Consider the following 25,435-nt stretch of genomic DNA (forward strand, 5'->3'; position numbering starts at 1 on the left):
TCACTATGTTCCTTAAACTAAACTGAAGGGGTGAGATTGAATGAAAAAAGCACGTAATGATTCTTATCAAAAAGCTGAAAAAGAGTACTATGATGATGTAGATCGTATGATTAATGAAGGGTTAGGTGGAGGAACAGTTGATATGAAGGATGACTCAGGTATCATTGAAGAAGCACCTGAAATCCCTGATGAAGAGCCACCTCCACATAAAGCATAATCTAAAAGGCTGACACATGGTCAGCCTTTTATTTGTACATATAAAATTAAGTATAAAAACTATTGTCCAAACCGTTCTTACTGATCTTTGTAAGTAATTTCTTTAACAAGCAAAGTCGATTCACTATGACAATTAGGACAATATAATATATGTGGACATTGGTGTTCACTATAATCATTTTGAATACCATCTATTTTTTTCATATCATCAATATCTAAGTAGGCACTATAATCGTCAAAGTAATCAATAATTCTCCCCTTATCTTCTAGAGCTGTACTACAGTTAGTACAAGAGATTCGTACAGGTTCCATACCATTACACAGCGGACACATATGTGGATTAAGCATTGTAATTGCCCCTTTAAAAATAAAGCTATTTACTGAAAAGAAGAGATGGGTACTCCCACCTCTTCCATGCCATATAATTATTATTGTTGTTGGTAACCACTCATTTGTTGTTCAGCCATTTGAACTAGGCGTTTCGTAATTTCTCCACCTACAGACCCGTTTGCACGAGAAGTTGCATCTGGCCCAAGTTGAACACCAAACTCTTGAGCGATTTCATACTTCATTTGGTCTAAAGCTTGTTGAACGCCAGGTACTACTAATTGGTTAGAGCTGTTATTGTTGTTCGTTGCCATGTGAATCACCTCCCTTTGTAATACTATTGTGAGACAAAAGGGCCTATCCTATGTAAAAACCTCATTAGTAATATTTAGGGAAAAGTCAAGATAAATTATGAGTTACGGGTTATGAATTATGAACAAAATCCGATAGCGAAATTTATTAAAAGCAATGTGGGAAGCCACTACATGTTTTCTTGTCACTGAACGAGTAGTGCGCGAAGCCATTGCCCTTCTTTGAATACACTTTCAATTTTCCACATTAAAGAATTTTAAAATTCCTAAGCAACAATGAAAAGCTACACAAAAGTAACCTTGGTTACTTTTGTGTAGCTTAAAAATTCATAACTCATAATTTATCATTACTAATTTACTTACCAAGTTTTCTTATCGCATCTACTGCTTGTGGATTTTCTAATGACGATAAGTCTCCTGCATCTTTATCTAAGTATGCAGCCTTAATTGCTCGACGCATAACTTTTGCATTCCTCGTTTTTGGGAGGTCTTTGACAAAGTGAATTGATTTTGGTCGTAATGCCTTACCCATCTTTTCTGCTACTAAGTTTAATAATTCTTTCTTTAGTTCCTCTGATTCTTCAACACCTGAATGGAGCACTGCAAAGCAAACTGCTGCTTCTCCTTTTACCTCATCTGGAATTCCAATTGTACCTGCTTCAATGACAGATGAGTGCTCTACTAAAATAGATTCAACCTCTGCAGGACCTAATCGTTTACCAGCAACATTCAAAATATCATCAGACCGTCCAGTAATTGTCCAGAACCCTTCATCGTCTTTTATAACCCAATCACCATGAACCCAAACATCACTCCATCGACTCCAGTAAGCCTCCTCATAACGCTCAGGCTCTTTCCAAAATCCATTTGTCATTCCTACCCAAGGTTTCGTCAACACTAACTCTCCTACTTCATTCGTAACAGGCTTTCCTTCATCATTAAATACATTAACGTCCATTCCAGGTAGTGGCGAATTAAACGTAATTGGCCCTATTGGTCTAATTAATACATTGCCTAAAATCCCACCAGATATTTCTGTTCCACCTGAATAATTAAATATAGGTATTCTAGACTTTCCAATTTTCTCGAATAGCCACATCCACGGCTCAGGGTTCCACGGCTCACCAGTTGACCCAATAACCTTTAAACTACTAATATCATGCTGATTAGCCCACGATTCTCCATGCTTCATCATACCTCTAATAAGAGTAGGAGAAATTCCGAGATGCGTTACCTTATGGTCTTCTACAAGCTTCCATAGACGGTTTGGCTCCGGAAAATCAGGTGTTCCTTCATAGAGGACTATTGATGCACCATTTAATAATCCACCAAAAACTAAAAATGGACCCATCATCCATCCCATATCAGTGAACCAAAACAGTCTTTCACCTTTTTGGACATCCATACCGATTCCAGCATCAAAAGCAGATTTCAAAGGAAATCCTGCATGGGTATGTACTGCACCCTTTGGTCTTCCTGTTGTACCTGATGTATAGATAAGCATAAGTGGATCGGAACTGTTCATTTTTTCTGTCTCATTTAACGGCTCTGACTCTGCAATTGCCTGCCAATCAACGTCACGTTTATCATCCCAAGGAATATCTCTTTCTAAGCGACGATATACTACTACTTTTTCAATAGACGGTGAAATCGCTACAGCTTTATCCGCCTCTTCCTTCATAGCGACAGGCTTTCCTCTACGCAAAAATCCATCCGCTGTAATTAGCATTTTTGCTTCAGATGCATTTAACCTTGTTGCAATTGCATCTGCTCCATAACCAGAAAAAACAGGAGAGTATATAGCTCCTATTTTTGAAATGGCTAGCATGGCAATAACGGTTTGAGGAACCATTGGCATATAAATCGCAGCAATATCTCCTTTTCCTAACCCATTTACTTTTAACCCTTTAGATACTTTAGCAATTTCTTCACTTAATTCGGCAAACGTATACTGTTCAACAATACCATCTTCACCTTCCCAGATGAGTGCGATGTTAGCTGCAGTTTCTTTATTTTGAGCCCATTTTTCAACAGCATTATGTACAGTATTCATTTCACCATTCACATACCATTCGGGCCATTTCATACCTTTTGATAAATCTAATGTTTGATTATATTGCTTGTACCAATCAATTTCTAGAACCTTTTCCGCCTCTGTCCAAAACCAAGAAACGTCATCTGTACATGCTTTTAGAAATTCCTCATAATCAGTAAACCCTAATTGATTCATCCACTGATACAATCGTGACGATTGAATTAACTCTTCAGTAGGAAACCAAACTGCTTTTTCTGTCATAAACATCACCCCTAAGAACAAAATTCGCAAAGCGAACTTTTATTGGATACAATGAGCGAAGCCACTACCTAGTTTAAAGTCCAGTGAGAAGCAATTTTCTTGTCACTGGACGAGTAGTGTGCGAAGCCATTGCTCATCTTGCATATTTGTATATACTTTTACTCCTTAAATTACTTTTGAATACTTTTTAGACAGGATATACTGGGTGTTTGCGTTCAGTAAATACTAAATATTTTGACATATATGCTGATAATCGCTTATTAAGTTCATCTCTTAATGAGTTTGCTGGAATAACACCATCAATAACCATTTCAGATGCTAAACGATAAATATCTATATTTTCTTTATACTCTTCACGTTTTTGAGCGATAAAATCTTGTCGCTCTTCCTCTGGTAATGCTGCTATTTTATTAGCGTATACTGCATTTACAGCTGCTTCAGGTCCCATTACGGCAATTTGTGCACTTGGTAATGCTAAGCAACAATCTGGCTCGAACGCTGGACCTGCCATTGCATATAAACCAGCACCGTATGCTTTTCGCACAATAATAGAAATCTTAGGTACTGATGCTTCTGACATAGCTGAAATCATTTTTGCCCCGTGACGAATAATCCCTGCTCGTTCTACCTTTGTACCAATCATAAAGCCTGGAATATCAGCTAAGAACACTAATGGGATGTTATAGGCATCACATAGCGTAATAAACTTTGCTGCCTTATCTGCAGAATCGTGGAACAATACGCCACCCTTCATTCGAGGCTGATTCGCAATAATTCCAACAGATTGACCATTCATTCTCGCTAACCCAGTAATTAATTCTGGTGCAAAAAGTTTCTTGATTTCGAAAAATGAGTCTTCATCAATAATTCTATTAATCAAATCATGCATATTAAATGGTGCGTTTTGATTTTTAGGAATTAACTCCTCTAATGTTTTTTCAAAATGCTTAGGTTCTTTAACCTCTTGAACTGGAGGCTTTTCACTATAATTAGACGGGAAATAGGATAGGTAATTACGAGCCATTTCAATTGCTTCCTGCTCAGTCTTAGCCAAAATATCACCACAACCAGATACTGAGCAATGCATCTTAGCACCACCCATTTCTTCTAATGACACTTTTTCACCAATAACCATTTCTGCCATGCGTGGTGAACCTAAGTACATTGAAGCATTTCCGTCTACCATCACGACAATATCACAAAAAGCAGGAATATACGCGCCACCGGCAGCTGATGGACCAAATAATAAACAAATTTGAGGAACACGACCTGATAACTTTACTTGATTATAGAAAATTCTCCCTGCACCACGTCTACCTGGGAACATTTCTATTTGGTCTGTAATTCTCGCGCCAGCAGAGTCAACAAGATAAAGCATAGGTACATTTAGCTTTTCTGCTGTTTCCTGAATACGAATGATTTTCTCAACCGTTCGCGCTCCCCAAGAACCTGCCTTTACTGTAGAATCATTTGCCATAACACATACCGTTTGGCCATTTACTTTACCAATGCCAGTAACAACCCCATCTGCTGGTAATCCTTCCGCCATACAATTCGCGAAGAAACCATCTTCTACTTCAACACCTTCATCAAACAATAGTTCTAAACGTTCACGTACAAATAACTTTCCCTTTTCAGCATTACTTTCATGGTATTTAGGAGAACCCCCCTTTTCAATTGCTTCGACACGTTCTTGTAAATCTTTTTCAAATGACATCTATTCCGCCTCCTTTAATAAGATATTGTCTATAGTAGGAATTTACGTTTGCTCTTATTTATTCACCTTTGTAACTCGGAGATCTTTTTTCCTTAAAGGCAGCTAAACCCTCTAACCTGTCTTTAGTTGGAATTGTGATTTCATACGCTTTTTGCTCTATTGATAAGCCAGTAGCAATATCAGTTTCTAATCCTTTTTCAATTGCAAACTTTGCCTGTTGAATTGCCACAGGACCATTTGCAGAAATTTGTTTTGCTATTTCTAATGCCTTATCCATTAGTAAACCAATGGGAACAACATGCTCTACTAAACCAATTTTTTCTGCCTCTATCGCATCAATTCGTTTAGCCGTATAAATCATTTCCTTCGCTTTTCCTTTTCCGACTAATCTTGGAAGACGCTGAGTACCACCTGCTCCAGGAATAATTGCTAAGGAGGTTTCTGTTAATCCCATCTTGCAATGATCTGATGCTATTCGAATGTCTGATGCAAGAGCTAGCTCTAACCCACCACCAAACGCAACACCGTTTAATGCAGTAATAACAGGCTGTGGTAATGCTTCTACATCATCAACATTCCCCCTTATAAGAGAAACCGTTCGTTTCACTTCAGTAGGACTCATAGTCGCACGTTCCTTTAAATCTGCTCCAGCACAAAATGCTTTTTCACCAGAACCTGTAATGATGACACAACGTACCTCTGGGTTAAACTTTATCTCCATCAATACTTCATGAAGGTCATAAAGCATTTGAACTGATAATGCATTGGCTGCATTGGCTCTATTTAACGTAACTGTAGCTACTCCTTCGTTAAGTGAAAAGAGAACTTGCTTTTCCATTTCCATCTCCTCCTCACTCAAATTGTCTAACTATGTAAGACAACCTGATGCTTTAGCTGCTTGTAAATTATGACTAGGCAACGGTTTTTCCATCTTTTCTTCAATCCATTTTGCTGCTTGAATCAGCTTATCTTGATTAACTCCAGTTTCAATTCCCATGCCTTGTAGCATATAAACTAAATCATCAGTTGCCACGTTACCTGAAGCACCTGGTGCATAAGGACAACCACCTAATCCACCAATTGCACTATCAAAATTCGTAATTCCCATATCAAGAGAAGCAACAATGTTTGCTAGGGCAGTTCCTCGTGTATCATGAAAATGCATCGCTAGCTGATCAGATGAAAAACGTTTTAGAAGAACTTCTAGCACTCGTTGTATTTGAGCTGGATTGGCAACTCCTATCGTATCTCCGAGTGATAGCTCGTCAATTCCGATTTCAAATAGCGATTCTGAAACTCTAATAACGTTTTCAACGTCAACATCATTTTCATATGGACAACCAAACACGGTTGAAACATACCCTCTTGTCGTTTTATCTGCTTCTTTCGCCCCATCGATTACTTCTTTTAAAACGGGAAAAGTTTCGGCTATCGATTTGTTTATGTTTTTCTGGTTATGTGTTTCACTTGCTGACATAAACACAGATACTTCATCGATATTGGCAGATAACGCACGGTCGAGCCCTCGCATATTCGGTACTAACGCTGCATAAATGATGTCCTTATGACGTTCAACACCCTTTGATACCTCGAGTGCATCTGCCAAGGCAGGAATCCACTTCGGATGAACAAAGGATGTAATTTCTATATAAGAAAGACCGGTATTTGAAAGCTGATTAATCCACGCAATTTTATCTTCTGTATCAATAAATTTTGTCTCATTCTGAAGACCATCTCTTGGTCCAACTTCTTTAATCTTCACTTTATTTGGGAACTTCATTGTTTCTCCCCTTTCTTGCCATCAAGATTATGTTCAACAGGGAATAACGAGAGAAAAATTTCAGTTAAGAAAACTGTCTCCCGTTCCCCAAACTTTGAACATTCACTGCGTGATCGTTTTTATTCAAGCTCTAGCAATACCTCGCCCTCATCAACAAAATCCCCTTCATTTTTGAATAGTTCTTTTACCGTTCCACTTTCTTCAGAAGCAATTGGAATTTCCATTTTCATTGATTCTAAGATTGCAACATCCTGTCCCTCTTCAACTGTATCTCCTACCTGAACTAATACTTTCCATAGGTTTCCTGCCATATTTGATGTAACTTGACTCATATATAATTCCCCCTAGTATGTTTGAATGATTTATTTTACTTTGTTTTTTTGTAGATACTCTTGAACAAAATTTGTTGTAACATTTCCATTTATAAACTCTTCGTGAGAGGCAACTTCCTTAAGCATTGGTATATTGGTTTTTATTCCTTCTACTTCATACTCTTCAAGCGCCTTTTGCAGATGATTAATTGCCTCAAGACGATTCCCACCTGTAACGACTAACTTAGCAATCATCGGGTCGTAAAACGGGGTAACAACTGAGCCTTCGCTCACTGCACACTCATGGCGAGTGTATGGCTGTTCTGGAAGTTTCAATTTTGTTATCTTTCCAGGTGATGGGAAGAATGTCTTTGGGTCTTCAGCATAGATACGAACTTCAATTGCATGCCCAAGCATTTGTACATCCTCTTGTGAGAAAGAAATAGCTTCTCCATTGGCAATCTTCAACTGTTGCTCTACTAAATCTAAGCCTGTTATTTCTTCAGTAACTGGATGCTCAACTTGAAGACGAGTATTCATTTCTAAGAAATAAAAATTCTTTTCACCATCTACTAAGAACTCAATTGTTCCAGCATTTGAGTAGCCAATTGATTTTGCTGCTCGAACAGCTGCTTCTCCCATTTTCTTTCTTGTTTCTTCGTCTAAAAATGGAGATGGTGCCTCTTCCACTACTTTTTGATGACGGCGTTGTACTGAGCAATCACGCTCCCAAAGGTACACTGCATTACCTTCTCTATCAGCCAAAATCTGTACTTCAATGTGACGAGGGTTTTCTACATATTTTTCAATATACATCGCTCCATCACCGAAGAAGTCAGTTGCTCTCTTCTTATTTCCTTCAAAAGCTTTAACCATTTCTGCTTCATCTCTCACCACTTGCATCCCAATTCCGCCACCACCAGCTGAAGCTTTAAGCATGACTGGGAAACCAATGTCTAGAGCTACTTGACATGCTTCACTTGCATCCTTTAACTCACGAGTTACCCCTGGTACAAACGGAACACCTGCTGCTTCCATCGCTTTCCTAGCCTCGATTTTACTTCCCATTTGAGAAATAACATCAGCATTAGGACCAATGAAAACAATCCCTGCTTCCTCACAACGTTTTGCAAAATCGGTATTTTCAGATAAAAGACCATAACCTGGATGAACTGCATCTGTCTTTGTTTCTTTCGCTACTTCTAAAATTTTATCAACATTTAAATAGCTTTCATTTACTCTTGGCTTTCCAATAAGAAACGCCTCATCTGCAGCCTTCACATGTAGAGAGTCTGCATCTGCTTCTGAATAAACAGCAACCGTAGCAATACCTAAACGTTGGCAAGTTCGAATAACACGTAAAGCAATTTCTCCTCGATTTGCAATAAGTACTTTTTTAAACAATGTCTATCACCTCATTTTTTTATTTAGGAGGGACTGACTCATAACTATGTGGTTGTTTGACCTTTATGAGTCAGTCTCCAGTTAAGCTTTTTTCGACGTAATCATACTTTTTTTGACAACGCTTACATTTTTACACGCCTGAACTAGATCTTGATAGATTGTACTGACTTATTGCTTGTTCTCTTAACTTAAACTTTTGAATTTTTCCAGATGCAGTCATCGGATACTCTTCAACGACAGAAATATATCGAGGTATCTTATATCTAGCAATCTTTCCTTTGCAATAATTACGTATTTCGTCAGCAGTTGCTGATTCTCCTTCTTTTAAAACAATCCAAGCAGAAACTTCTTCTCCAAATTTTTCATCTGGAACACCAACGACTTGCACATCTAAAACCTTTGGATGTTGATATAGAAACTCTTCAATCTCTCTTGGATAAATATTTTCTCCACCACGGATAATCATATCTTTCAATCTACCAGTAATGCGGCAATAACCATGCTCATCCATAATTGCTAGGTCACCTGTGTGAAGCCAGCCGTCATTTGTAATGGCTGCAGATGTTGCTTCTGGGTTTTTATAATAGCCTTTCATAACATGGTATCCTCTTGTACATAATTCACCTTGAACACCTCTTGGAACTTCTTCATCCGTCCCTGGCTGAACAATTTTCACCTCTACATTAGGTAAGGCTCTCCCAACTGTTTCTACTTTTCTTTCAAGCGAATCATCTACCCTCGTTTGTGTAATTACTGGAGAAGATTCTGTTTGTCCGTATGCAATCGTAATTTCACTAGCGCCCATTTTTTCTATGACTGCTTTCATTACTTCAATTGGACAATTGGAACCAGCCATAATTCCAGTTCGAAGTGTAGATAAATCATACTTAGCAAAGTCCTTACTATTTAATTCTGCAATGAACATTGTCGGTACACCGTGTAATGCCGTACATTTCTCAGCCTGAACCGCTTGTAAAACCAAATCTGGATCAAATTCTTGAACTGGTACCATTGTTGCTCCTACTGTTACACAGGCAAGAGTACCAAGTACACAACCAAAACAATGGAAGAATGGTACAGGTATACACATTCTGTCATTCGCTGATAAATTCATACACTCAGCAATATTTGCTGCATTATTCGTTAAGTTATTATGTGTTAGCATAACACCCTTAGGGAACCCTGTCGTTCCAGATGTATACTGCATATTAATTACATCATCTGGCTCTAGGCTATCCATACGCTCTTCTAATTCTTCGTCTGTTACCGCTTTGCCCATCTCTACAATATCAGACCACAAATACATCCCTGGCTTTCGTTCATCACCTAAGAATATGATATTTTTTAAGAATGGTAACTTCTCAGATTGCAATTGCCCCGGCTCTGAACCTCTTAATTCAGGAAGAATTTCATATAGCATCTCTGTATAGGATGCATCACGATATGAATCCATTAAAATTAATGTTGTTGAATCTGATTGCTTAAGTAAATACTCTAGCTCAGCTGTACGATAATTTGTATTGACAGTAACTAATACAGCACCCATTTTTCCAGTAGCAAATTGAGAAGTTAACCATTCAGGGCGATTAGTAGACCAGATTGCTACATGCTCTCCACGTTCAACACCCAACTTCATTAATCCCTTGGCTACATCCCGGCATAAATCATCAAATTGCTGATACGTATATCTCAACCCTCTATCAGGATAAACAACCGCCTCATGCTCAGGTTGGTTCTTTGCAATTTTCTCTAAAAGCCTGCCAACCGATAAATCAATTTTCTCAGCCAACACTAATTCCTCCTTATTAATAGTTTAAGAGCTCAATCTAAGGTGAAATCAATCTAATGATTTTGAACGAGTTTGCTCCAGCAACTTATCATCGACTGGAACAAACTCTATTACAAGACTCTTATTATGCTTTTGCCTTCACTTTTGGTTTGTCTCCACAACCTAACTGCCTTGCGATTACAAGTCTTTGGATTTCTGAAGTACCTTCTCCAATTTCTAATAGTTTCGCATCTCTTAGCATGCGTTCTACTCCATACTCTCTCATATAACCGTATCCACCATGTATTTGAATTGCTTGGTTACATACTCTAGTTGCCGTTTCCGAAGCATATAACTTAGCAAATGCTGACTCCTTCGTAAATGAACGGTTTTGGTCTTTTAACCATGCTGATTTCAATACCATATTACGAGCTAACTCGATTTCCATTGCCATATCAGCAAGCTTAAACTGAATTGCTTGGAAATTCGAAATCGATTGACCAAATTGTTTTCTTTCTTTTGAATATTGCAGTGCCGCATCAAATGCTCCTTGAGCAATACCAACTCCTAATGCTGCAATTGAAATTCGACCACCATCTAATGTATATAAAAATTGCTTAAATCCTCTTTCAGGATCTCCTAATAGATTCTCTTTAGGAACTCGCACATCCTCTAAAATTAATTCTGCTGTATCTGAACCTCGAACACCCATTTTTTCATAGTTACTATTAATCGTGAATCCAGGTGTATCCGTTGGAACGATAAGTGCAGAGATAATGTTCTTTCCATTTGCATCCTTACCTGTTACAGCAGTTACTATGACCGTTCTTGCAAAGCTTGCATTCGTAATCCAGCACTTCTCACCATTTATGACGTATTCATCACCATCTAATACCGCCTTAGTTTGAGTGCCACCAGCATCTGAACCTGCATTCGGTTCTGTTAACCCAAATGAACCTAGTGATTGACCCGAAGCTAACGGAACTAAATGCTCTTGCTTTTGTTGTTCAGTTCCAAAATAATAAAGTGGACTTGCTCCAAGGGAAACTGCTGCAGCATAGCTTAATCCAGTTCCACCACAAGCACGGCCAATCTCTTCAACAGCTAAGGCGTACGAAATAGTATCCCCACCAGAACCACCGTACTCTTCAGGAAAAGGAATCCCCAACATGCCAAGCTCCCCCATCTTTTTAAACGTTTCTTTTGGAAACTCAGCCGTTCTATCTACATATTCCGCATTAGGTGCTACCTCATTTTGTGCAAAATCTCTTACCATATCTCTAATCATTTGTTGGTCCTGTGTTAATTCAAAGTTCATAATTTGCTTCCTCCTTATAATAGATAGATTAGTTTTAAATAACTGAGCAAACGCTCAACATTGGAAAGAACATAAGTATTTGATCCTTCTAACATAAAAATAGTATGAAAACTCTTAAAACATTCCTATTATTTTATAAAACTAGATTTTACTTAGATGTGCATGTTCAAAAAGGGAATCATAAGCCTTTTTGAACATGCTATTCTTCTCAAACAAATCTTTTCACTCTTTTGTAAGACTTCACTTCACGGAAGCTCTTCTTACCTTCCTTACTCATTCCGAGATACGATTCGCGGACCCCCTCATTAGTCAAAAGACTATCAACTGGGCCCTCCATTACAATTCTTCCATTTTCCATAATATATCCAAAATCAGCAATGGAAAGAGCGACATTTGCATTTTGTTCAACAACTAAAATAGAGGTCCCTTCCTCCTGATTTATTTGCTTAATGTTTTGGAATATCTCCTTTACTAGTAATGGAGCAATTCCTAGTGATGGTTCATCTAATAATAATAGCTTTGGCTTTGCCATAATTCCCCGGCCAATAGCTAACATTTGTTGTTCCCCACCAGATAATAATCCAGCATGCCTATTTCGAAGCATTTTTAATTTAGTAAAATAATGATACACTCTCTCAAGATCAGATTTAATATTATTTCGATCTTTTCTCGTATATGCACCTGCCATCAGATTTTCTTCCACTGTTAAATGTTTAAAGACTCTTCTTCCTTCAATACATTGAAAGATTCCATCTTTTACAATACGGTCTGGATCAATACCATTAATGTTTTTCCCATCAAATTCGATTTGACCATCTACTACTTGACCGCCATCACTTTTTAATAAACCAGAAATTGCTTTTAATGTTGTTGATTTTCCTGCTCCATTACTTCCTAATAGGGCAACGATTTTTCCGTCAGGAACCTCAAGTGACATTCCCTTTAATACTAAGATGATTTTTGAATATACAACTTCAACATTACTAAGACGGAGCATGTGTCAACCTCCTATATTTTAGAAGTAAGAGAGGGCAAAAGATTGTTACCCTCTCTTAAAATTTCTTTAGTCGTTAATTCCGAAGTAATCTGTTAGCATTACCCATTCACCACTTTGTAATTGACCTAAACGAATTTGGTCAGTACCTGCATGGTTATCAGGTGAGAATGAAACATTAGCACCTAGACCACCTAAATCAAGATTATTAATTGACTCAATTGCTGCTTTTACATCTGAACCAGTTACTTCTCCACCTGTTTGCTCTACTGCTACCCGAACTGCTTCAGCATAGATTGCAGCTGTCGCCCAACCTTGAACAAACTTCTGGTTAATGTCATCAACTGATTGTCCTTTAGAGTCTAAATACTCAACGATAGCACCCATACCTGGAATGTCTTCACTAGGAAATGCATGTGTTACAACTGCAATAAAGTCATCTAACGCTTCAACCCATTGTGCGTTGTCACTACCTTCAGGAATTAGACCTTCCCCAGCAGTCCAGTTTAATCCCATAAATTGTGTATCCCAGCCTAGGAATTTACCATCACGAACGACATTCCTTGTTTGACCCCAAGTGTAGTTAATGATTGCGTAATCTGGAACATCATTATTTCTTTCCCATGATTGTAAAGTCGTTTGAGGGTCAGTATCACCAAGCTCAATTAAAATGTCTGGTGTAATTTCAATAACGCCAGCTAAATTTTCTTCCGCATATGCTTTAATGTCTTTAATTGGTGATTCACTAAATGGATGCCCCTCATGGTAAACTAACGCAACACTTGCAGGTGTGCTTCCTTCGTGGTTTTCAGCAATCCATTCAAGCATTGCACGGCCTTGATCCGAATAGCTTGCAGCTGTTAAGAAGTTATATCCACTTTGAGAACCTGTATCCTTTAAGTTCTCTGAATATGATCCAGAGAAAAATGGTATTTCATCGGCAATAATCTGACTACGTAATGCTTCTGTATCACCTGTTCCCCATCCAATAATTGCAGCTACCTCATGTCTATCTCTTAAAGATTGATAAATTTGTTGCGCTCGACTTACATCATACGCATAATCTTCTCCAATTAAATCAATCTTGAAGTCATTATCTTGAGAGTTGAAATATTCATAGTATGCTCTTGCTCCATCTGCGTATGGTGCACCTACATCTCCAGTGGCTCCTGTTTCATCAAAAATACCGCCAATTTTAACGACTGTATCAGATTCACTTATTCCATCGTCTGTAGAACCACCTGGTGTATTTGATGCCTCATTACCTCCACACCCTGCAAGTAACCCTAGCGCAAGCACTGAACTAGCTACTGCAGCAGTTACTTTGTTTAAACGAAACTTCTTCATCAAATTTCCCCCTTTTTTTTGATAGAGCATATATTGGATGAAGCCCTCAAACTATGTAAGAACCTCTAAATCCCTTAGTAGTGAAACTTTTCAAACTGATAGTAAACAAGTTAATCCTTTGGTGAGATAATAAGCTCCTCTCTAATACGAGAATGGCCAGAGCCTTATATAGTTCTTGAAATTATTCCATATATGAACCAATCCTCCAGGCTCGAAAATAAGGAATAGGATAATTACTAGACCAAAGACAAATTCACGGAACGATGTAAGCATGTGATAAGCGTTAGGCATATAAATCGTAAGGAACTCAACCATAAAACCTAACCCTACAGGCAATAATGTAATGAAAATTGCACCTAGAATTGCACCAAAGACACTACCTAGACCACCTACTAGAATCATTGCTAAATACTGAATTGAAACTTGGATACTATAAAGCTCGACTGTTACAACCATTGTGTAATGAGCAAGTAAAGCCCCACCAATCCCAACGATGAAAGAACTTATGGCAAAGGACATAACTTTATAGCTAAACAAGTTAATCCCCATAATTTGTGCTGCAACATCTCTGTCACGAACTGCTAAAAAGGCACGACCTGTACGAGTTCTAAATAGATTAAGAGCATAAATCGTTGTCAAAATCGCAATCGTTAAACATAAAAAGTAATAGCTATTGTGACTAGAGAATGTATATCCTCCAATAGATGGACGGCTTAAAAGCATTCCAGCTCCTCCACCAGTAAGGCCACTTGCTCGACCGATAATCCAAAGAATTACTACTTGAGCTGCTAAGGTTGCAATCGCTAAGTATAACCCTTTTAATCTCAATGATGGAATACCAAACAATCCACCAATAACAGCTGTAACTAGACCTGCTAAAGGAAGTGAAATCCAGAAGCTCCATCCAAGGGTTGTTGTTAATATTGCGGATGTATAGCCTCCTACCGCTAAGAACGCCCCTACCCCCACTGAAATTTGTCCTGTAAACCCGGTTAAAATATTTAATCCAATTGCCCCAATAACAGCAATCGCACATAATGTAGCTAAACCAACTACATAGTTTGAAGCGAATAACGGAAACATAAATAACAATATGACAATGACCAACATCCTCAGTTTTACTTGAGGAATCTTAAACAACTCCATATCCTTACTGTAACTCGTCTTGTAATTCCCACATTCCATGACAAATGGATTTTTCATTCATTCACACCCTTTCGATTCCACCTTTTCCAAATAGACCATGTGGTTTAAGCATCAAAATAATTGTTACAATAATAAACGGAATGACTTCCTTAATTCCTCCACCTAAAATCGGTTGTAAGTAACCTGCAGCTAGATTTTGAATAATCCCGATAATAAATCCACCAACGATCGCTCCTGGAATACTATCAAGACCACCTAAAATAACAACAGGTAACACTGTTAGACCAATCGTTGCCATGGAAGCGTTTACACCATTGATATTACCTAATAAAACCCCACCTACTGCTGCAACTAGTGCTGCAATACCCCAGGTAATAGCGTAAACCTGTTTAACACTTATCCCCATTGACAGGGCAGCCATTTGGTCATCTGCAACACTACGCATTGCAAGACCCATTTTTGAAAATTTGAAGAATAACGTAAAAGCAACAAGTAAAATCATTACGATGATGAAAGACCATAAATAGACTGGAGCAATGACAACGTCACCCATTCTGATTGGAGTGGCAGGAAAAATTGGTGGGTATGATTTTGTTTGGTGTCCCCAAATCATATGAACCAAACCGGCTAGTAAACTAGCAAGACCGATTGTTGCCATTATGACAGATATTACTGGTGCATTTATAAGAGGTCTTAGTACGACTCGTTCAACGGTCATTCCAAGAATGGCATTGAACACTAGTGTGATTAAGAGTGCTAGAATGAATGGAATATCATAAACTGCGACTAGAGTAAGACAGATATAGGAACCGATTAAAACGAATTCACCATTGGCTAAATTTAATGCATCACTAGCTTTATAAATAAGGACAAACCCTAAAGCTACTAATGCGTAGATACTACCAACAACAATCCCTGTAATAACCATCTGCAAGAAAAAGCTCATTTACTTATGCCACCTCCTTATTTGCTTCTAAATCAATGACTTGTAAGTCAGTTTCTGCATCATTTCCATCATTGATTTTGAGCCTGAGTTGAGAGCTTGACGAGTATAAACCATCAAAAACGATTTGATATTTTTCTTCAAGATAGCTTCTTCGTACCTTTTGTGTACGAGTTAGTTCTTCATCGTCGGCATCTAACTCTTTATGGAGGATAACTATTTTCTTCACACGCATAGATTCTGGTAAGTCTTTCATAATTGAAGCAACTTCTTTTTCGATTAAGCTGATTACTTCTTTTTTCGTAGATAAATCAGCATATGTTGTGTAGACAATTTGATTTTTCTCTGCCCACCTTCCAACATTCGCCATATCAATGTTAATCATTGACACTAAATATGGTTTTGCTTTTCCAAAGACTATCGCCTCTTTTATAAAACGGCTATGCTTTAGTTTGTTTTCTATTTCCGTTGGTGCTACCTTCTCACCATTAGATAGAATTTGAATATCTTCTAACGGATCCGTAATATAGAGATGTCCATTCTCGTCAAGTTCTCCTCGGTCCCCCAATGAAACCCAACCGTCCTGAACATTGTTTTTATATGAGATATCATCTTTATAATATCCTTTAAAAACACTAGGACTCTTTACAAGAACCACTTCATTTTCGGATAACATCACTTCTGTACTAGGTAGTGGTACCCCAACACTTCGTTCGTTAATATCATTATCCCTTTGTAAGAACGACACCCCACATACTTCCGTTGCACCGTAGCACTGCTTTACATTAATTCCATGTGCTTGAAAGAAGTGCACTGCATCTGTTCCTAAGGAGCCACCCCCACTATAGGCTCGTTTAATTCTAGCTAACCCTATATGGTCACGAATGGCACTGAATACTAGAAAATCTCCTATAACGTACATAAGCTTTGTTCCAAAAGAAATCGATTCATTATTTACTTTTGCCTTGGCAACTTTATCACCATATGACTTAAAGAAATTATAAACCTTTTTCTTTAACCAACTAGAACCATCCATTCTCAGTTTAAATCTAGAGATAATATTTTCGTATGTTTTTGGTGGAGCAAACATCGTATGTGGTCCAATTTCACGCAAATCACTAAGTACTGTCGTAGGTTCCTCTGAAAAATTTATTTTTACATTTTTATACAAGGACATTGTAACAGAGATAACCTGTTCCCCTATCCAAGCTAAAGGTAAGAAAGATAACTGGTCATTGTTCTCTTCGAATCTATCAACTTCTGATAACGAATGTGCAGTAGCAAGCAAGTTACTATGACTAAGCATAACACCTTTAGGTTTCCCAGATGTACCTGCTGTATAAGATATAATTGCGATATCCTCACTATTTACTTTGTTTACTTGTTCCTCAAAGTAGGTAGGATTCTTTTGAACAAACACTTCCCCTTTCTTCTGTAAATCTGACATATAAAAGAGTTTACTATTTTTATAGCTACGTAAACTTTTATCGTTGTAATAGATGATTTTCTCTACCAGAGGTATCTTTTCCTCTATTTCAAGTAATTTATCAACTTGCTCTTGGTCTTCAGCGATGACGATTTTTGCTTCACAATGATTTAAATAGTACACAAGTTGGTCTGGAAGTGATTCCTGATAAATTCCTACTACAATTCCACCAATACTTTGTGCTGCAAGCTCCGAATAAACCCAATGTGGTCTGTTATCACCAAGAATGGCAAGCCTATCACCTTTTTCAAAGCCACACTCACTAGAAAGAGCTGCACTAAGGTTTTTTACATTTTCTAGGTATTCTCTCCATGTAATTTCATTCCAAATCCCTAATTTCTTCTGCCTTAAAGCAACAGTCTCTTTTGACGTTGTACCTCTTTCAAGTAATAATTTCGGTAATGTTTTATCAGTACTCATTACTGTTTCCCTCCCTTCACTACATAGCTTCTTCTTCACCGATGTATGCTTTAATAACCTCTGGGTTACTCTGTATTTCTTCAGGAGTACCAAAACCTATTTGTTTACCAAAATCAAGTACAGCAATATTATCTGACAAGTCCATTACTACACCTAAGTCATGCTCAATTAACACAACAGTAATGTCTTTCAGTTCATGCATATCAATAATGAATCGGGACATATCTTCTTTCTCTGAGCTATTCATCCCTGCCATCGGTTCATCTAGTAAAATTAAGTCAGGCTCTAGAGCCAATGCTCTTCCTACCTCAACCCGCTTCTGCAACCCATAAGACAAGGTCCCAACTGGTGTATGACGAATATCTTGCAATTGTAGAAACTCAATTACCTCTTCAACTGCTAGACGATGCTTAACTTCCTCCTTCTGAGCCGAGCCCCAGTAGAGGCCGCCAGCTAACAAGCCTGATTTCATTAACGTATGTCTACCTAGCTTTAAATTATCCAAAACAGACATATGTGCAAATAATGCGATATTCTGAAAGGCTCTGGCTATTCCTAAAGCAGTTCGCTTATAAGGCTTCACACCTAAGATTTCTTTGCCATTATAGCGGATAGAGCCATTAGAAGGCTGATACAATCCACTAATGCAATTCAACATACTTGTTTTCCCAGCTCCATTTGGACCAATGAGTGAAAAAATTTCCCCTTTGTTAATATGAAAGCTAACATCATTTAAGGCTTTTACACCACCGAACTGGAGTGAGACGTTCTCAATCTCCAATATTTTTGTCATTCATTGTTCCCCCTTTTTTGTAGCAAATTAAATGTAAGCGTTAACATGATTTTAAAATGAGCAGGTGCTCAATGTCAATACACAATTATAAATTTTACGAAAATTCTAAATTGTCGAAAATTGGAGCAGTTTATCCTTTCCTGTCTTATCTCCCCCTACACGTAAGATTAATAGGCTAATGTTAGATTTACTACTTCTACTGTAATTACATGCTAGTGAAATAGTTGCATGTTATGATAAAAAGATAAATAAACAAAATCGTTCTTTTACTATAATATCTGTGAGGGGAATATCGTGAATTTATTTTTATTAGGTGGAACTGGAAGAGTCGGTTCGGAAATTTTAAACTTAGCAGTTGAAGAAAATTATAATATAACTGTTTTTACTCGCTCACCAGATAAAATTGAGAAGAGTTATGTCCAAATCATCGACGGTAATGTATTAGACCCTACCTCCCTTAGTAATCAAATGAAAGGAGCAGATATCGTTGTAAGTGCTTTAAGTACAGACGGCTGCGATACTATTTCCAAAAGTATGCCATATATAATAGAAGAAATGAATAAATCACAAGTGAATAGGATTGTTACAGTTGGAACAGCTGGCATTCTACAAAGTCGTTTAGAACCTTTGAAGTTTCGATTTCAATCTGCAGAATCAAAAAGGAAAAGCACAAAAGCAGCTGAGGATCACCTCAAAGCATATCTCCTACTAAAGAAATCAAGCTTATGCTGGACGATTGTTTGTCCAACGTATTTACCTGAAGGGGAGTATACAGGGATCTACCGTGTTGAAAAGGATTTTCTCCCACTAGATGGTGAAAAAATCTCTGTTCCTGATACCGCTGAGTTTACTTTTAAACAAATAACAAATACACAGTATCTAAATACAAGAGTTGGAATTTCTTATTAAAAATATGTTTGAAGTTTCCTGGATACCATCCTTGGTTACGTTCTATTAAGATAATAGTACACTAATAAACTATTAACGAATTAACGTTCCTGAATAGATTCTATTTTATGAAAAAATACCTATACCAATGTTCAATTTAATATTAAATGATTGGAACAAATGAAGTAAAAAACTTTATTTGTTCTTTTTTATTATAGAAAAAAAGCCATTTTCATATAAATGCTACTTAAAATGCCCTTGTTTCTGCACATTCAAGTCACCAAGGTAAATAAAGGAAACTATGTTAAAATAAAAATTTATCAGATTATATCGAATTTTATCGAAACATATGGTATATTATTTTTACTCATCAGATAATTTTAGTCATTTAAAGGAGGAATACGTTAGTGAATAACTTAAACGACCAAAACAGGGAACAGTGGGCATCACGTCTAGGTTTTATGCTTGCTGCCATGGGTTCTGCTGTTGGATTAGGTAATATATGGAGATTCTCTTACGTTACTGGAGAGAATGGTGGAGCTGCCTTTCTATTACTCTATATTATTTGTATTGTCATGATTGGTATCCCAATCCTGATGGCAGAGTTCACTATTGGTAGACGAGCTCAAAGCGATGTCATTGGCTCTTTCCAGAAACTATCCCCAGGAACGCCATGGGTACTTGGTGGGTTTCTCGGTGTAGCATCCGCATTTATTATTTTATCTTTCTATGGAGTTATTGCAGGTTGGACTTTACATTATTTCACAAGTTATTTAACAGGTGGGCTATGGTCACAACCTCAAGAAGGCTACGGAGATTACTTTGGGGGATTCATTACTGACCCTATCAAACCAATCTTCTGGCAAGTTATTTTCATGGCTTTAACAATAAGTATTGTTGCAATAGGTGTTAAAAAAGGAATTGAAACTACAAATAAAATATTAATGCCTCTTCTAGCTATCTTATTAATTATCCTTGCTGGTTATAGCTTAACTCTAGGTGGAGCTAAGGAAGGACTAGCTTTCTTATTCAAACCGGACTGGTCAGTATTATCTAACCCAGACGTTTATTTAGCAGCACTAGGTCAAGCCTTCTTTTCGCTTAGCTTAGGAATGGGTGCCTTAATCACGTATGGTAGCTATCTTTCTAAAAAAGAAAGGCTTCCAGGGGCAGCTGTAGGTGTTGCTTCATTAGATACGGTATTTGCAATTATTGCTGGTATCATGATTTTCCCAGCTGTATTCGCCTTTGGTATCGACCCTGCAGATGGACCCGGGCTTGTATTTGTAACTTTACCAGGTATCTTTGATAGCATTGCGTTTGGAGGAATTGTAGGGATTGCGTTCTTCTTCTTATTAGCTGCGGCTGGCCTTTCTTCTGCAGTTTCATTATTAGAAGTTGCTGTTGCCTACTTCATGCGAAAATTTCAGTGGAGCCGAAGAAAAGCTGCTGTATTAATTGGAGGTATAATCTTCTTACTAGGAATTCCTTCATCATTAGGAATTGGACCATTATCTCATGTTACATTCTTTGGAAAAGACATTCTTGATAGTATGGACTTCATCGCATCAAACATTTTCCTACCGTTAGGTGGTTTAATTATTGCATTATTTGTTGGTTGGGGATGGAAAAAAACCGAGGCATTGGAAGAATCAGATTTCGGTAATACATTTATCGGTAACGCTTGGTTATTAATACTACGTTATATCGCTCCAATTGCCATCTTAATTATCTTCTTACGCTCAATCGGATTATTTTAATAAAACAATAGAAGGATAGGCTATGCAGTGAGTAATATCTGCTTGGCCTATCCTTTTCTACTATCATAAAACTAGAGAATTAATCGTTCAGCATAAATAATGGTTTTTCAGTAGCCTAATTAATCTCTTTTTTCTTTACTCAACTATTTAATAATCTCACAGTTTTCTTCTTCTAGTTTATTATAAAGCCAGTCTAAGTCCATCCCATTTCCAGCTTCAATTCTCTCTATAGTTGCGATTTCTTTCTTTTCTATCTCCAGTGCCTTTTGTTGTAAATCTTTTGCATCCTCAGGCCTTACCACAATCACTCCATCACTATCCCCTATAATAATGTCTCCAGGGAAAATGACTTTTCTTCCAATACTAATAGGCGAATTGATTTCACCAGGACCATTTCGATATGGACCATTCGGTGTACGACCTTTTGCAAAAATTGGGATATCCATTTTAAGTAACGCATCATAATCTCTAATACATCCGTTAATAACAAAACCACCTAATTTTTTTGATTCTGCAAATTTAGCTAGTATTTCACCAACTAATGCACGTTCCATATTACCGTCACCATCAATTACAAGAATATCTCCTGGCTTGGCTTTTTCTACAGCAAGAAAAATCATTAAATTATCTCCACTCGGTACTTTCACAGTGAAGGCAGGTCCGAGTATATTTTTGCTGTTCATTTGATGAATCGATTCGTTAATAGCACCCATACGATTCATTGAATCATCAATATTAGCCACTTGGATACGTTCAAAACCTTTAATTAACTCTTTTGATGGTCTTTCAATTGTTTCAATAACACGATAACCTAGATTTGACATAAAAAAATTCACCTTTCTTAAATTTATTAAATTCATTAAATTTATTAAAAACTCTTTTTGCATTGTTTGAATAATAAGTGTGAAGCATTATTTTAATTAAATCAATATTAACATTCATCCTAGGGTATGTAATCATTATTAACATTAATGATTCTGACTAAACTACCTGTCCAGAAGTTAATAATATTCTAAATATAGAAAAGAAGTGGTTAAATTAACCACTTCTTTCATTTTTGTAATCTATTTATTCATTTTCTTATTCATACTTCTTGCAACCCATACCCCTGTAGCTCCTGCTTGAGCAAGTCCTCGAGTAATACCTGCACCATCTCCACCACAGTAAAGTCCTTCAATCTCTGTCTCTAGCTCTTCTGTTAATTTAGGGCGGGCAGAATAGAATTTCGCTTCTACACCGTAGAATAATGTATGCTCAGATGCTAACCCTGGAGTAACCTTATCAAGAGCTTCGACCATTTCTACTAAACTTTTCATTGTGTTATAAGGTAAAACTAACCCTAAATCACCTGGTACCGCCTCTTTTAATGTTGGTTCTAAAAATCCTTCTTTAATACGTTTCTCCGTTGAACGCCTGCCCTTCATGATATCGCCAAACTTTTGAACGATGACCCCACCATTTGATAAATCATTAGCACGTTCACAGATTTCTCTAGCATACTCATTCGGCTTCTCAAATGGTTCAGTAAATTTATGAGATACTAATAATGCAAAATTAGTATTTTCTGATCCTAACGCTTCATCTTTATAGGAATGACCATTTGCTGCCATAACTCCACTATGGTTTTCAACTACTACATGACCTGAAGGATTACTACAGAAAGTTCTAACTTGAGTACCTACAGACGTATTATAAATAAATTTCCCTTCATATAAATGCTTATTAATCTCACGCATAACAATATCAGACGTCTCGACACGTACACCAACATCCACTTGATTGTTATACATTTTTAATTTTCTTTTCTTCATGATATCTGTCAGCCATGCAGAACCATCTCTACCAGGAGCTATAAAAACAAAATCACTTTCATACACTTCATCATTTTTCAGTATGATTCCGGTTACTTTATGCTTACCATCTTCTTTAACTGTTGTAATATCTTTTACTTCCGTTTTGTAAAGCATATCAACCTTATCTGTTAGATATTCATAAATAGATTTTAAAATTTCAAGATTTTGCTCAGTCCCTAAGTGTCTTACTTGTGCTCTTAGTAGCTTAAGCCCTGCACCATATCCTCTTTGTTCAATATCTCTTACAGCTTCTGTAGTAGGATCAGTAATTGATTCTGTTGCACCATGCTTTAAATTAATCTCATCAACATACTTAATTAATTCGAGAACCTTTGAAGGTGTTAGATAATCTGTCATCCATCCACCAAATTCAGTAGTGATATTAAACTTTCCGTCACTATATGCTCCTGCTCCACCAAAACCATTCGTAATTGAACAAGCAGGCAAACATCCAGCAAAGTCTTTCTTTCCTGCAGCTGGTGGACATAATTTAATTTTATCTTCTAAAATTGGACAGCTTCTACGGTATATATCATGGCCCTTATCAACTAATAATACTTTTGTATTTGGCGCTTGTAATAATAGTTCATAGCTAGCAAAAATTCCCGCAGGTCCTGCACCAACTATAATTGCATCATATCTTTTCATAAGTAATTCCTCCAAAAGTAATCTATTTTTGGCAAAAAAAAATCCCAAACTATAAACGGGTACACTTTGCCCCGTTCGTAGTTAGGAATTATTGGTTCCTTCTAGAGACCCTTAAACCATATCATTAAGGATATACGAACTTTTTGTAATTGAATTTAATTTCTTATCCATAGATGATTATAAAGGATTTTTACACTATGTCAATAACAAATAACATTTTTATTCGTGTTTACATACCTTTATCTTTCATATACTAATTATCGATTAAATAACATCACTAAAAACCGAACATTATTACCACAACTCATTCCATAAGTTAAAATGTATATGGCATTAATCAAATGAGAATTGAATCTGTTAATTAGGAAGGTTCGATTTGTGATTAAAACCAAACTATCGACATGTACAAAATATGTAATATAATAACAATACAGGAAAGGGGGACTTACTATTTTAACTAAAAGGATTCTATGGACGATGTCTGTAGCTCAATTTTTAGCCATGCAAATTTGGTTTAACTTTTCAGCTGTTATGCCCGTTATTGAACAGGAATGGGGACTTACCCCAACTCAATCTGGTATCATCATCGCCTTTTTTCATGTAGGCTATGTCATTGCCATACTTTTCTACAGCTTTTTAATAGATAAATATAATCCAAAGTATTCCTTTGTCTTTGGAGCTTTAGTAGCAGGGATTGCTGGGATTATATTCGCCCTCTTTGCTCAAGGCTTTTGGTCTACTCTAATATTACGTATGATCTCAGGAATTGGGATCGCAGGAATTTATGTACCTGGTATGCGTATTCTTTCAGGTTTGTTTCCTCCTAAAGAACGTGGAAAAGCTCTTGGAGTATATGTTGGCTCTCTCGTAGTTGGTTCAGGATTTTCTCTTTTTGTTTCAGGTTTATTTATTGAATTTATCGGTTGGCAAGGTGTAATTCTCTTAACCTCTAGCTTCTGTATTATTGCTGCTATTCTCATGTATACACTTTCTATTCCAACTGTTAAGAGCACAGGGCAAAACCTAGCTCTACAATGGCAAACGTTCAAGAAAGTCTTTAGAAAGCCAAACCTACTTGTAAATGGAGGTTATGCAGGGCATTGCTGGGAGCTTTATGCAATGTGGGCATGGATTGGTCCATTTTTAGTTTACTATTTTACAGTTCAAGGCTTTGCACAATCTGACGCTATACGTTTTGGAAACATGGCTGGGGCACTTGTAATTATGATAGGTGGTATTGCTACATATATTGGTGGAAGATTATCAGACCATATCGGGAGAATTAAAGCTATCAATCTATTTCTAGTTATTAGCATTCTTTGCTCATTATTTATCGGTTGGTTAACTACTTTGCCACTGATTGTTATGCTTACCCTTGCTAGTATTTATGGTTTCACTATTGTTGCAGATTCACCAATTTATAATGTATCAATTACAGAAGTTGCTGACCCGGAAGTTCTAGGTTTAGCATTAGGAGTACAGTCAGTATTAGGGTTCTCTGTCACGATATTCTCTCCCATTATTTTCGGTATCGTATTAGAATCATTCAGTTGGGGTATGGCATTTACAGTAATTGGTATCGGTACTATCCTTGCTCCTATTTGCATGCTTTTATTAAGTAAAATACAACATCAGACGAACTTGCTTAGAGGTAGTAAATAAGATTATTTAAAAATCCAACCGACAGACTTTTCTAAATCTGTCGGTTG

The 25,435-nt window shown here is 37.1% G+C and carries 22 protein-coding genes and 1 riboswitch; of the genes, 4 read left to right on the top strand and 18 right to left on the bottom strand.

From position 1 onward, the window contains the following. Positions 1 to 40: 40 nt before the first annotated feature. Positions 41 to 217, top strand: coding sequence for a hypothetical protein (locus tag CD003_RS21895; RefSeq protein WP_179295544.1), 177 nt, complete (start codon positions 41 to 43; stop codon positions 215 to 217). Between the two features lie 77 nt (positions 218 to 294). Here the strand turns inward: CD003_RS21895 and CD003_RS12860 are convergent, their stop codons facing one another. The 16 genes from CD003_RS12860 to CD003_RS12935 all read right to left on the bottom strand — a co-directional run bounded on the left by CD003_RS12860 (position 295) and on the right by CD003_RS12935 (position 18,577). Further along, positions 295 to 564, bottom strand: a complete 270-nt coding sequence (locus CD003_RS12860; protein ID WP_096201503.1) for a hypothetical protein — start codon at positions 562 to 564, stop codon at positions 295 to 297. 80 nt (positions 565 to 644) lie between these two features. Beyond that, positions 645 to 857, bottom strand: a complete 213-nt coding sequence (locus CD003_RS12865; RefSeq protein ID WP_096201504.1) for an alpha/beta-type small acid-soluble spore protein — start codon at positions 855 to 857, stop codon at positions 645 to 647. 352 nt (positions 858 to 1,209) lie between these two features. After that, positions 1,210 to 3,150 (bottom strand): AMP-binding protein, encoded by a 1,941-nt coding sequence (locus CD003_RS12870; protein WP_096201505.1) that lies wholly within the window; start codon positions 3,148 to 3,150, stop codon positions 1,210 to 1,212. A 187-nt stretch (positions 3,151 to 3,337) separates the two neighbouring features. Further along, positions 3,338 to 4,867, bottom strand: a complete 1,530-nt coding sequence (locus CD003_RS12875) for an acyl-CoA carboxylase subunit beta (RefSeq protein ID WP_096201506.1) — start codon at positions 4,865 to 4,867, stop codon at positions 3,338 to 3,340. 58 nt (positions 4,868 to 4,925) lie between these two features. Next, positions 4,926 to 5,705, bottom strand: coding sequence for an enoyl-CoA hydratase (locus CD003_RS12880; protein ID WP_096201507.1), 780 nt, complete (start codon positions 5,703 to 5,705; stop codon positions 4,926 to 4,928). 30 nt (positions 5,706 to 5,735) lie between these two features. After that, the gene (locus CD003_RS12885) at positions 5,736 to 6,647 is read right to left on the bottom strand and encodes a hydroxymethylglutaryl-CoA lyase (protein ID WP_096201508.1); all 912 of its coding nucleotides are present in this window, start codon (positions 6,645 to 6,647) and stop codon (positions 5,736 to 5,738) included. A 119-nt stretch (positions 6,648 to 6,766) separates the two neighbouring features. Then, entirely contained in the window at positions 6,767 to 6,979 is a 213-nt protein-coding gene (locus tag CD003_RS12890; RefSeq protein ID WP_096201509.1) for an acetyl-CoA carboxylase biotin carboxyl carrier protein subunit, read from the bottom strand. A gap of 30 nt (positions 6,980 to 7,009) precedes the next feature. Continuing rightward, entirely contained in the window at positions 7,010 to 8,362 is a 1,353-nt protein-coding gene (locus tag CD003_RS12895) for an acetyl-CoA carboxylase biotin carboxylase subunit (protein ID WP_096201510.1), read from the bottom strand. Positions 8,363 to 8,492: 130 nt separating this feature from the next. Then, positions 8,493 to 10,151: an AMP-binding protein gene (locus CD003_RS12900; protein WP_096201511.1), complete on the bottom strand. Its 1,659-nt coding sequence runs from the start codon at positions 10,149 to 10,151 to the stop codon at positions 8,493 to 8,495. A gap of 124 nt (positions 10,152 to 10,275) precedes the next feature. Then, positions 10,276 to 11,448 (bottom strand): acyl-CoA dehydrogenase, encoded by a 1,173-nt coding sequence (locus CD003_RS12905; protein WP_096201512.1) that lies wholly within the window; start codon positions 11,446 to 11,448, stop codon positions 10,276 to 10,278. Positions 11,449 to 11,656: 208 nt separating this feature from the next. Continuing rightward, positions 11,657 to 12,445, bottom strand: coding sequence for an ABC transporter ATP-binding protein (locus CD003_RS12910; RefSeq protein ID WP_096201513.1), 789 nt, complete (start codon positions 12,443 to 12,445; stop codon positions 11,657 to 11,659). 66 nt (positions 12,446 to 12,511) lie between these two features. Continuing rightward, complete coding sequence (locus tag CD003_RS12915; protein ID WP_096201514.1) at positions 12,512 to 13,789, bottom strand: ABC transporter substrate-binding protein; 1,278 nt, start codon at positions 13,787 to 13,789, stop codon at positions 12,512 to 12,514. Between the two features lie 141 nt (positions 13,790 to 13,930). Next, positions 13,931 to 14,992 (bottom strand): branched-chain amino acid ABC transporter permease, encoded by a 1,062-nt coding sequence (locus CD003_RS12920; protein ID WP_096201515.1) that lies wholly within the window; start codon positions 14,990 to 14,992, stop codon positions 13,931 to 13,933. 4 nt (positions 14,993 to 14,996) lie between these two features. Continuing rightward, complete coding sequence (locus tag CD003_RS12925) at positions 14,997 to 15,881, bottom strand: branched-chain amino acid ABC transporter permease (protein WP_096201516.1); 885 nt, start codon at positions 15,879 to 15,881, stop codon at positions 14,997 to 14,999. 4 nt (positions 15,882 to 15,885) lie between these two features. After that, the gene (locus CD003_RS12930; protein ID WP_096201517.1) at positions 15,886 to 17,784 is read right to left on the bottom strand and encodes an AMP-dependent synthetase/ligase; all 1,899 of its coding nucleotides are present in this window, start codon (positions 17,782 to 17,784) and stop codon (positions 15,886 to 15,888) included. 19 nt (positions 17,785 to 17,803) lie between these two features. Beyond that, the gene (locus CD003_RS12935; protein ID WP_096201518.1) at positions 17,804 to 18,577 is read right to left on the bottom strand and encodes an ABC transporter ATP-binding protein; all 774 of its coding nucleotides are present in this window, start codon (positions 18,575 to 18,577) and stop codon (positions 17,804 to 17,806) included. Between the two features lie 294 nt (positions 18,578 to 18,871). Between CD003_RS12935 and CD003_RS12940 the strand changes: the two genes are divergently transcribed. Further along, positions 18,872 to 19,486, top strand: coding sequence for an NAD(P)-dependent oxidoreductase (locus CD003_RS12940; RefSeq protein ID WP_096201519.1), 615 nt, complete (start codon positions 18,872 to 18,874; stop codon positions 19,484 to 19,486). A gap of 386 nt (positions 19,487 to 19,872) precedes the next feature. Further along, on the top strand, positions 19,873 to 21,225 hold the full coding sequence (locus CD003_RS12945; RefSeq protein WP_096201520.1) for a sodium-dependent transporter: 1,353 nt from the start codon (positions 19,873 to 19,875) through the stop codon (positions 21,223 to 21,225). A gap of 143 nt (positions 21,226 to 21,368) precedes the next feature. Here the strand turns inward: CD003_RS12945 and CD003_RS12950 are convergent, their stop codons facing one another. Further along, positions 21,369 to 22,049, bottom strand: a complete 681-nt coding sequence (locus CD003_RS12950) for an RraA family protein (RefSeq protein WP_096201521.1) — start codon at positions 22,047 to 22,049, stop codon at positions 21,369 to 21,371. Positions 22,050 to 22,289: 240 nt separating this feature from the next. After that, positions 22,290 to 23,726, bottom strand: coding sequence for an NAD(P)/FAD-dependent oxidoreductase (locus tag CD003_RS12955; protein ID WP_096201522.1), 1,437 nt, complete (start codon positions 23,724 to 23,726; stop codon positions 22,290 to 22,292). Between the two features lie 58 nt (positions 23,727 to 23,784). Continuing rightward, a riboswitch (purine riboswitch) is annotated at positions 23,785 to 23,884 on the bottom strand. Positions 23,885 to 24,203: 319 nt separating this feature from the next. Here CD003_RS12955 and CD003_RS12960 point away from each other — a divergent pair. Next, positions 24,204 to 25,388 (top strand): MFS transporter, encoded by a 1,185-nt coding sequence (locus CD003_RS12960; protein WP_257008313.1) that lies wholly within the window; start codon positions 24,204 to 24,206, stop codon positions 25,386 to 25,388. Positions 25,389 to 25,435: the final 47 nt, after the last annotated feature.

This window comes from Bacillus sp. FJAT-45350 (genome assembly GCF_002335805.1).
Classification (GTDB): Bacteria; Bacillota; Bacilli; order Bacillales; family NISU01; genus FJAT-45350.